8 protein-coding genes are annotated in these 8,573 nt (G+C 69.7%); 2 read left to right on the top strand and 6 right to left on the bottom strand.

All coding sequences use genetic code 11. The features are described 5' to 3' along the window. Positions 1 to 218, bottom strand: a 218-nt coding sequence (locus BLU09_RS37425; protein ID WP_143043273.1) for a helix-turn-helix domain-containing protein, incomplete at its 3' end; no start/stop codon positions are given. 350 nt (positions 219 to 568) lie between these two features. Between BLU09_RS37425 and BLU09_RS37420 the strand changes: the two genes are divergently transcribed. Next, on the top strand, positions 569 to 1,081 hold the full coding sequence (locus tag BLU09_RS37420; protein WP_244172412.1) for a pyridoxamine 5'-phosphate oxidase family protein: 513 nt from the start codon (positions 569 to 571) through the stop codon (positions 1,079 to 1,081). An 18-nt stretch (positions 1,082 to 1,099) separates the two neighbouring features. On the opposite strand, the gene BLU09_RS37415 is transcribed toward BLU09_RS37420, so the two are convergent. The 3 genes from BLU09_RS37415 to BLU09_RS37405 are packed head-to-tail and all read right to left on the bottom strand — an operon-like array spanning position 1,100 to position 4,418. Then, the gene (locus BLU09_RS37415; RefSeq protein ID WP_244172410.1) at positions 1,100 to 1,945 is read right to left on the bottom strand and encodes an ROK family protein; all 846 of its coding nucleotides are present in this window, start codon (positions 1,943 to 1,945) and stop codon (positions 1,100 to 1,102) included. Between the two features lie 8 nt (positions 1,946 to 1,953). Then, positions 1,954 to 3,147 carry a glycosyltransferase gene (locus BLU09_RS37410; RefSeq protein WP_090495932.1) on the bottom strand — a complete coding sequence of 398 codons (1,194 nt, stop codon included), beginning with the start codon at positions 3,145 to 3,147 and terminating at the stop codon, positions 1,954 to 1,956. Continuing rightward, positions 3,132 to 4,418 (bottom strand): asparagine synthase-related protein, encoded by a 1,287-nt coding sequence (locus tag BLU09_RS37405; RefSeq protein WP_244172408.1) that lies wholly within the window; start codon positions 4,416 to 4,418, stop codon positions 3,132 to 3,134. Before BLU09_RS37405 ends, BLU09_RS37410 begins: the two co-directional genes overlap by 16 nt. A gap of 74 nt (positions 4,419 to 4,492) precedes the next feature. Between BLU09_RS37405 and BLU09_RS37400 the strand changes: the two genes are divergently transcribed. Further along, a complete protein-coding gene (locus BLU09_RS37400) occupies positions 4,493 to 5,281 on the top strand; it encodes a radical SAM protein (protein ID WP_090495930.1) in 789 nt (262 codons plus the stop codon). Between the two features lie 28 nt (positions 5,282 to 5,309). Here BLU09_RS37400 and BLU09_RS37395 read toward each other — a convergent pair whose 3' ends face one another. Together BLU09_RS37395 and BLU09_RS37390 are read right to left on the bottom strand one after the other, a co-directional pair. After that, the gene (locus tag BLU09_RS37395) at positions 5,310 to 6,320 is read right to left on the bottom strand and encodes an aldo/keto reductase (protein ID WP_090495929.1); all 1,011 of its coding nucleotides are present in this window, start codon (positions 6,318 to 6,320) and stop codon (positions 5,310 to 5,312) included. An 82-nt stretch (positions 6,321 to 6,402) separates the two neighbouring features. Continuing rightward, a complete protein-coding gene (locus tag BLU09_RS37390) occupies positions 6,403 to 8,490 on the bottom strand; it encodes a PAS domain-containing sensor histidine kinase (RefSeq protein WP_244172407.1) in 2,088 nt (695 codons plus the stop codon). Positions 8,491 to 8,573 lie beyond the last annotated feature (83 nt).

The raw sequence follows: 8,573 nt of genomic DNA, 5'->3' as shown, positions 1-8,573 counted from the left end.
ATGGACTCTTCCGCCTGCACGCCACGAGACACCTCCTCGCGCTCGGCCACGCTCAAACGCAAGGCAGAGCGCACGCGCGGCGGCCGCCGGATGCCGCCCGCACGCCTCAACAGGCGCTGCAGCGTGCGCTCATTCACCCCGACCGCCCGCGCTGCCGCCTCCTGCGTCTGCCCGGCGGCCACCGCACGCTGCACCTCCAGCCAGTCCTCTCCACTCATCCTGCCGAGCTTGCCTCGACTCTCCACCGGGCACCTCTCCCGGATGCGCTCGCCTTCAGCGCATCCTGACTGGTGCGTTCACCGGTTGAGACCGCCGCCAAATGTCCCGACATTTCCGAACAGCGAGGTGCAAGGCCGCGCCGGAGGGGACAGGGCGGACGGCCTGATTCGCGCGTCATCTGCCTGGAGGCGGGGGGCTGTCTGCTCTACGGCGACCGGCCCACCAAGGAAGCGGTCCACGCGACTCCAGCCCTGCTGCTTCCCCGCGGCCCGCGCGTCCCTACGTTCTCCAGGAACTTCACGATGGCGAACGAAAGGTCAGCCCCATGGAACAGTCAGGCGAGCGCATCATGAAACAGTCGCAGGGTGTCATCCAGGGAGACCGCCGGGAGTTCGAGGAACTGCTGAAGCACTATGACACCGCGCTCCTCACCACCCGGGGGGCGGACGGACACTTCCACACGCGGCCCATGGCGGTGGCGAAGAAGCACAAGTCCGGCACCGTGCTCTGGTTCGCCACCTGGACGGACACGCAGAAGGTGCAGGACCTGGAGTCGGACCCACACTGCTCGCTCGCCTTCCACGCGTCGGAGGACAGCGCCACGTATCTCTCCGTGTCGGGCGTGGTGGAAATCGTCCGCGACCGGAGGGCCATCCATGACTTGTGGGAGCCTGGCTGGAGGCCCTGGTTTCCACAGGGCCCGGATGAGGGTGACATCGCCCTGCTGCGCTTCACGCCCGAGCACGCCGAATACGTCCACCCGGCAGGCGGAAAGCTCAAGGTGCTCTTCAGCACCGCGAAGGCGTTGGTGACGAAGCAGCGCCCCGACATCGCGCCCAAGAAGGAGTTGGACCTGCACTGAGCCTGGGCGAGCGCCCGGTTACCGCCGTTCCAGCAACGCGCCACCCGGCCCGAAGCCCAATGTGAGACACAACACGCGCGAGTGGTTCGCCAGCCGCGAATCCCCCCGCGCGGCCTCCGTGGCCAGCTCCGCGTCATTGAGCACCAGCGCCGTCCCGCGGCCTTCGTTCCCCATGGCCGCCTGGAGGATGTCCGCCACCAGCGACTCGTGGCCTTCCCAGCCGTAGGTGCAGCCCCCGGGGACCAGCGACGCGTCCAGCGGACACGGCAGCGCGAGGCACAGGGCATCGGGCAGCCGTGCCGAGAACACGCGCAGGGCACTGGCGATGAACGCCACCGCTGCCTTCACATGGCGCCTGTCTGGGGGCCGCGCCATGCCGATGAAGTACCGGGGCAACCGCGCGGCGTCGCGCTCGAAGATGCGCGAGTCCGCTGTGTGACTCACACACTTGATGCCCGTCTGTCCCACGTCGAGCGCCACCGGATGCGCGGGCGCGAGCGGCGCCAGCAGACGCAGTCCCGCCAGGGCTGGCGCGAAGAGTGGGCGCTCCGCCACGTACACAGGGCAGGGAAGCGCGGTGGACACACTCGAGAGCATGGCACCGAAGCCCTCCAGGCACACCAATCCGCCACTGAGCCACACGGCATCCACCGCGTGCCGTTTCACCAGCGTGGACAGCGCCACCGCGAGCGCCGGGCCCAGTCGGCCCGCGAGCGCCGGCTCGGGAACCCCCGCGCGACGGTCCGCATCCACGCGAGGCGCCCCGAGCAACTCCCACAGCTCGCGCCCCATCACGGGCAGGTTCCACACCTCCAGCGGCGACACACCCGGCAGCACCAGCCGCCACACGTCCCAATCACGCATGCAATCACTCACGCCACGAGTCGGAGGATGCGTTCAGCGGCGTCCTTCGCGCCGTCACGCGCCTGGTAGGACGCGGCGATGCCGGCCACCCGCTGTCGCAGCACCGTGCCCGGCTCCAGCAGCTGTCGCAGCGCTTCGCGGCAGTCCCCCACGGAGAGCGAGCGCGGCGCCCGCACGAGTCCCGCGCCCGACTTCGCCAGGAAGTGCGCCTGGATGGGCTGGTCGTTGCAGACAGGCAGGAGCAGCATCGGAACGCCTTCGGTCAGCGCCTCCATGACGGAGTTGGCGCCGCCGTGAGATACGAGCACGGAGACTCGTGATAACAGTTGTCGCTGAGGTGTGTATGGCACGGCGACCACGTCCCCGGGAAGGCTGTGAATAAAGCCTGTATCAGCCAGCTCACCCGCGCTGAGCACCACGGTGACGCCCAGGGGCGCGGCGGCCTCGGTCATCGTCTGAAACAAATCGGGTTGCCACGAAATCTGGCTGCCGAAAGACACGTACACCACGGGCTTGGAGCCCAGCTGCTCCCACGGGAAGTCCACCTCGTCACCGCGCGCCTCCGGAGGCTGTGACGGCCCGACCAGGTGTGTGGCGGGAGGCAGGCCTGCGTCGGAGCCCAGGAAGGCCTCGGTGGCGAAGATGACGTTGAGGTCTGGCGACAGGCACTCACAGTTGCGGAAGCGGGCATCGAAGCCGTGGCGGGCGAACAGGGCCTGTCGCTCATCGGCCAGCGCGCGCACGTTGCGGCGCAGGCCGTAATCGATGGGCGGCTCCAGCAGCGACAGCGCGGAGGACACGCCCGCCCAGGGGATTCGCAACGCATGGGCGGCCAGCACGGCGGCGTACTGCATGCCGTCCAAGGCCATGACATCCGGACGGAAGCGCTCGACGGCCTCGTGCACCGGCGCCAGCAGCAAGGGGACGGCGTCAATCAACAGGCCGCGAATCCATTGCCCCAGCGCCGCTTCATCGAGCACCAACCGCGCGAGCGCCTCGCCTCCCGTCTCGATGGCGGGCACGGGCGCCTCGGCGTGGGGCAACGTCAGCACCTCCACGCCCAGCCGCTCGAGCTGCGGCGCGGGCTCGGGGATGCACAGCCAGCCCACGTGGTGGCCCATGCGGCGCAGCCACTGCGCGACACCGGCCATGGGGTTGAGGTGGCCCTTCTCGGGGGAGGTGGCAATCAGGATTCGGGACATGGGGGACGGGCGCTGGCGTGGGCGTGGAGCATGACGAGGGAGCACAACCGCATCAACAGCCGGTCCATGGCACTCGCCTCGGGAGCGTCGGCGGCCAGACGTGCGTAGCGCTCCAGCAGCGCCCGGGTCGCGCCCGCGTCGACGCACTCCAACGGCGCCAGCCGGGCCGGTGTGAGCCATTCCCGGTACAGCTCCAGCCAACGCGCGCGGACGGGGCTGGAGAGCGCGGTGTGCGCATAGCGCGGTGTCTTCCGGGCCCACCGGACCTCATCCGGCACCAGCGAGCGCACCGCATGCCGGAAGAGCCACTTGCCGGCCCCGTGCCGCGCGAGCACGCCCAAGGGGAGTCCCAGCGCCACGTCCGCGAAGTCCGCGTCCAGGTAGGGCGTGCACACGTTCACGCCATGTGCGCCCGCGCTCCGGAGCTCGGGAGGCAGCACCAGCTCCCACAGCACCCAGGCCGCGTAGCGGACCTCTTCGGGGTGATCCTCAACACCGGAAGCCAGCTCCGCGTCCCACGGAAGGCGAAGTACCCGCTGATCCACCCCCAAGTTGTCCACAGGCCCTGGGTGCAGCACCTCATGCACGAGGCGCCGGTCCTCCGTCACACGGGCCGCCGCACCCGCGAGCGCCGCCGGGTTGCCCATGAGCACCTCATCCGCGCCCGCGCCGCTCAGCAACGTGGAGGCGCCCTGCCTTCGGGCCTCCGCGTAGAAGGCATGGCTGGCCACGGCGCGGGCGTTGAGGATGGCCGTCTCCTGACTCAGGACGGCGGGCTCGAACAGCTCTGGTAGCACCGCGTCTGGAACGGACACGTCGACCAACTCGACTCCGGCCGTGTTCGCCACCGTCCGGGCATTCCGTCGCTCCGTGGCATCCGCGAAGTGGACATCCATGGTCCAGGCGCGCACGCGCCCGGGCGCCTGCCGCGCGGCCAGGGCGCACAACGCGGCGCTGTCCACGCCGCCGCTCAGGCTGACGTCCACCGCGCCCGCCGCCAGGTGTTTGCCCACGCTGTCCGCCAGCGCGGCCACGAGCCGTTCCGCCAGCCTGTCTTCATCCTCACGCGTCTCCGGAGTCCCCTCGCTCCGACGCACACGAGGCAATCCGCCCGGAACCTGGCGCACGCCCTGGAACACGCTGCCGTCGGGAGGCAGCGCATGCCGCAGGAATGCAGCGACGGCCTCTGGTGCCAGCCCCGAGGGATTCAGCCGCCACACAGACGGCGCCAGGCGCGCCGATGACTGGTAGCGGGGCAGGGTGGCGAGCATTCCGCCGGAAGCGTGAGACACGCGGGTACTGTGACAAGCGGCAGGGGCCCCGGGCAACCTCGTATAGTCCCGCCGTGCGCTACGAGCTCCAAGACGGACGCATCCTCACCTGGTCCCTGGAGACGCATGTCGCCACGCACTGCAACCTGCGCTGCGTGCAGTGCTGCCCGCTGTCGCCGCACCTGCCTGCCTGGTCCGTGGACCCGGCTGCCCTGGGCCATGACTTGCGCCAGCTGGCCCGAGCCCTCCGGCCCAACGTCTTCAAGCTCACCGGCGGCGAGCCCTTCCTCCACCCCGACCTGCCCGCGGTGCTGGATGCCGTGCGCGCCTCGGGCATCTCCCCGCAGGTGTCCGTCACCACCAACGGCTTCCTCGCGCAGAGCGCCCCCGATGCGGTCTACGAGCGCCTGGACCGGATGACCCTGTCCGTCTACACCTCCGCGCCGCTGCCGGAGCGCTCCATCGCCCGCATCACCGAGCGCTGCGACCAGCACGGCGTCTTCCTCACGGTGAAGCGAATCGACGCCTTCCAGCAACTCACGCCGGAGGCGCCGCACGACTCCGAAGACGCCGTGCGAGGCATCCACGCGCGTTGCTGGTTGAAGGTCCGCTGTCACCTGGTCCACGCGGGCCGCTTCTACGCCTGCACGCGTCCGCCGCACGTGGCGACGGTGCTCGGCGGCACGTACCCGGAGATGCCCGCGCTGGGCGAGGTCGACGGCGTGCCGCTCGATACGCCGGACCTGCTGGGCCAGATGCTCGGCTACCTCGAACGGGAGACGCCGCTGGCCACCTGCCGTTACTGTCTGGGCGGCGACGGCGCATGGCAGCCGCACGCCCAGCTTCCTCGTATTCGAAGCTGAAGGGGGCACCCCTCAGCCTCGCTTCAGCTCACTGGCCGCGCGGCTGGGACGCCTTGGGCAGCGAGGACTGCATGGACGGCGGATAGCGCCCACCCGCGGCGACGCCCGGAGGCGCGACGGCGTTGATGGCGGCCACGTCCTGGTCCGTGAGCGTCACCTCCAGCGCGCCGAGGTTCTCGTCCAGGTACTTGCGGCGCTTGGTGCCGGGGATGGGCACCAGGTCCTTCCCCTGTGCCAGTACCCACGCGAGCGCGAGCTGCGCCGGAGTGCATCCCTTCTCCTTCGCCAGCCGCTCGATGTGGCCGACGAGCTCCAGGTTGCGCGTGAAGTTCTCCCCCTGGAAGCGGGGCGAGAAGCGGCGGTAGTCGTCCTGCGCCAGGTCCTCGAAGCGTTTGATTTGCCCCGTGAGGAAGCCGCGTCCCAGCGGGCTGTAGGGAACGAAGCCCACGCCCAGCTCGCGGCACGCCTGGAGCACGCCGTCTTCCGGCTCACGGCTCCACAGGGAGTACTCGCTCTGGAGCGCGGTGATGGGATGTACCTTCGAGGCCCGGCGCAGCGTGTCCGCGTCCACCTCCGACAGGCCGAGGAAGCGCACCTTGCCCTCGCGCACCAGCTCCGCCATGGCGCCCACCGTGTCCTCGATGGGCGTCTGCGTGTCCAACCGGTGCAGGTAGTACAGGTCGATGACATCCACGCCCAGCCGGCGCAGGCTGGCCTCGCAAGCTTGCCTCACGTACTCCGGCCGTCCGTTGATGCCGCGCTTCTGCGGGTCCGTGGGGTCGCGGACGATGCCGAACTTCGTCGCCAGCACGATGTTCGCCCGGTGCGGCTTGAGCACCCGGCCCACCAACGTCTCGTTGGCGCCCGACCCGTACATGTCGGCGGTGTCGAAGAAGGTGATGCCCCGCTCCAGCGCGTGCAGCAGCGTGGCCTCCGACTCCGCGTCATCCCTGCCCGCGTAGAAGTCGGACATCCCCATGCAGCCCAGGCCCAGCGCCGAAACGGTGGGGCCCTGCCTTCCCAGCTTCCGAGTCTCCATGTCCCTCGCTCCTTCCTCGTGGTGACGCCCCTCTAACTGGAGACTCCCGGCCGCGCATGACCTTCGCGTCTGGAAACGACCGTCAGGGGGCCTGACGGGCCTGCTCCGCGCCCAGGTGGCTGGGCAGCTCCACGGTGAAGGTGGAGCCTCGCCCCAGCCTGCTCTCCACGTGGACCCGGCCGCCCATGGCCTCCACCAGCGTGCGGGTGATGTACAGGCCCAGGCCCAGGCCACCGTAGTTGCGTTCGGACACGGCGCGTTCGAAGCGGCCGAAGAGGCGGGGCAGATGCTGGGGCTCGATGCCGATGCCCTCATCCCGCACCGTCAGCTTCGCTCCGCCGTCATGTGGCTCCAGGCGCACGTGGATGGGCCTGCCGTTGCCGTACTTCACGGCGTTGTCCACCAGGTTGGTGATGACCTGCTCCAGCCGCAGCCGGTCCCACCGGCCCAGGATGTCGAAGTCTCCGGCCTCCAATTGCAAGGAGGAGCCGGTGCGCGCGGCCTGGGGTTCATACCGGGTGACGACGTCCCGGACGAGCGACCCCAGCTCCAGTTCCTCTAGCTCCAGCGAGAGCCGCCCCGCGGAGATGCGCGACACGTCGAGCAGGTCGCCCACCAGCTCCGCCAGCTTCTGCACCTGCCGTGCGCCCACCGCCACGTAGCTCTCCACCAGGTCGCGAGGAACCGGGCCCGGGTGGCGGGCCAGCTCGCGCGAGAGCGCCTGGAGCTTCAGGCTCAGCGGGGTGAGCGGCGTCTTCAGCTCGTGGCTGGCAATGGACATGAACTCATCGCGCAGACGGATGGCCTCCCGAGCCTCCGCATAGAGCCGGGCATTCTCCAGGGAGAGCGCGGCCCGGTGTGCCAGCTCCTTGGCGAACGCCAGGTCTGACGTCGAGTAATGCCGGCCGGAGTGGGCGTGGATGAAGCTGAGCACCCCCAACACCTGTCCGCGCGCAATCAATGGCACGGAGATGTAGGAGACGGGCCCTATCGCTTCCAGCACCCGGGCGTGTTCCGCGTCGTGCGCGAGCTCGTGAATGCGCTCCCGGGTCAAAAGCTCGACGTGGACCGTCTCCGCCTTCAGCAAGGCGCCCGTGGGGGGATGCCCCGGATTGCCGCTGGGCTGCAATCCGAAGCGGAGGATGTCCTCGGCCAGCGCGTCGTCCTCGAGCCGGAAGTGCGCCGCCTCCAGCCGCCGGAACGTCCCATCCGGCTCCGCCACGTCGACGAGGCACCAGTCCGCGAACGTGGGCACCACCAGCTTCGCCATGTTCCGCAGCGTCGTCTCGTCGTCGAGCGACGACGCCAGCACCGCGCCCGACTCCGCGAGGAGCCAGTCACGTGCCTCGGCCAGTTGGAGCTCGTGCGTCAGGGCCTCGGCGCGCTGTCGGGCCCGGACCAGGTCCGTCACGTCGAACCCGAAGCCGGCGATGCCGTCGACCTCGCCCTGCTCGTTCCGCGTGGGCTGATACACGATGTTGAGATACGTCTCCTGTATCTCGTCATTGGGGGGCTTGCGGGGGAACGGCACCGCGTTGCCCGTGAAAGGGACGCCGGTGCGGTAGACCTCGTCCAGCAAGGTGATGAAGCCTCGCGACTCCGCCCACGGCAGTGCCTTGCTCGCCTCCTGGCCCACCAGCGTGTCCGTCCCCATCAGCGTGTTGTTCATCGTGTTGGAGAAGGAATAGATGTGCCGGGGGCCATGCATGAGGATGATGCCGGCGGGCGCGTCCCGGAAGAGCGCGTGGAGCTGGGCCTGCCCAGCCTCCGCCTCGTTTCGGGCTGCCCGCTCCCGCTCCAGCAGCTGCGCCCGCTCCGCGTTGGCCTTGCGCAGCATGACGTTCAGCTTCGTCATCAGCAGCGCGAGCACGACGAAGACCGCGAGCGAGACAGCCCCTCCCGTGCCCGGCATCAGGGTGAGCAGTGGCTCCAGGAAGTAGAAGTCCACCACCACGACGGACAGGAGCGTCGTCGCCAGGGCGGGGCCCCATCCGCCCCACCAGCCGGACACCATCACCGCGCCGAAGAAGAACAGGAACGGGGTGGCTGGGATGAACGACGCCACGCACGTCTGGATGAGCCACGCCGCGACGAAGGCGAGGAGCGCGACGCCATAACGTCCGGCGCGTGAAGCCCAGAGTGGGTGATGTCGTTCCGGACGAGCGTGCATGGCCAGGGGCGGGCGCCCGGCCGGCTGCATGCATACCGCCGGGGAGGAACCGCGCACTTCTCAGGTAAGCACCGGAACCCACT

The sequence above is a fragment of the Myxococcus virescens genome, from assembly GCF_900101905.1.
Taxonomy (GTDB): Bacteria; Myxococcota; Myxococcia; order Myxococcales; family Myxococcaceae; genus Myxococcus; species Myxococcus virescens.
The sequence above is the reverse complement of the archived record's forward strand: the minus strand, read 5'-3'. Positions and strand labels throughout refer to the sequence as shown.

Coding starts and splice junctions, on each gene's coding strand:
- BLU09_RS37420 (WP_244172412.1), top strand. CDS start 569: ATGAAACAGTCGCAGGGTGTCATCCAGGGAGACCGCCGGGAGTTCGAG.
- BLU09_RS37415 (WP_244172410.1), bottom strand. CDS start 1,945: ATGCGTGATTGGGACGTGTGGCGGCTGGTGCTGCCGGGTGTGTCGCCG.
- BLU09_RS37410 (WP_090495932.1), bottom strand. CDS start 3,147: ATGTCCCGAATCCTGATTGCCACCTCCCCCGAGAAGGGCCACCTCAAC.
- BLU09_RS37405 (WP_244172408.1), bottom strand. CDS start 4,418: ATGCTCGCCACCCTGCCCCGCTACCAGTCATCGGCGCGCCTGGCGCCG.
- BLU09_RS37395 (WP_090495929.1), bottom strand. CDS start 6,320: ATGGAGACTCGGAAGCTGGGAAGGCAGGGCCCCACCGTTTCGGCGCTG.
- BLU09_RS37390 (WP_244172407.1), bottom strand. CDS start 8,490: ATGCACGCTCGTCCGGAACGACATCACCCACTCTGGGCTTCACGCGCC.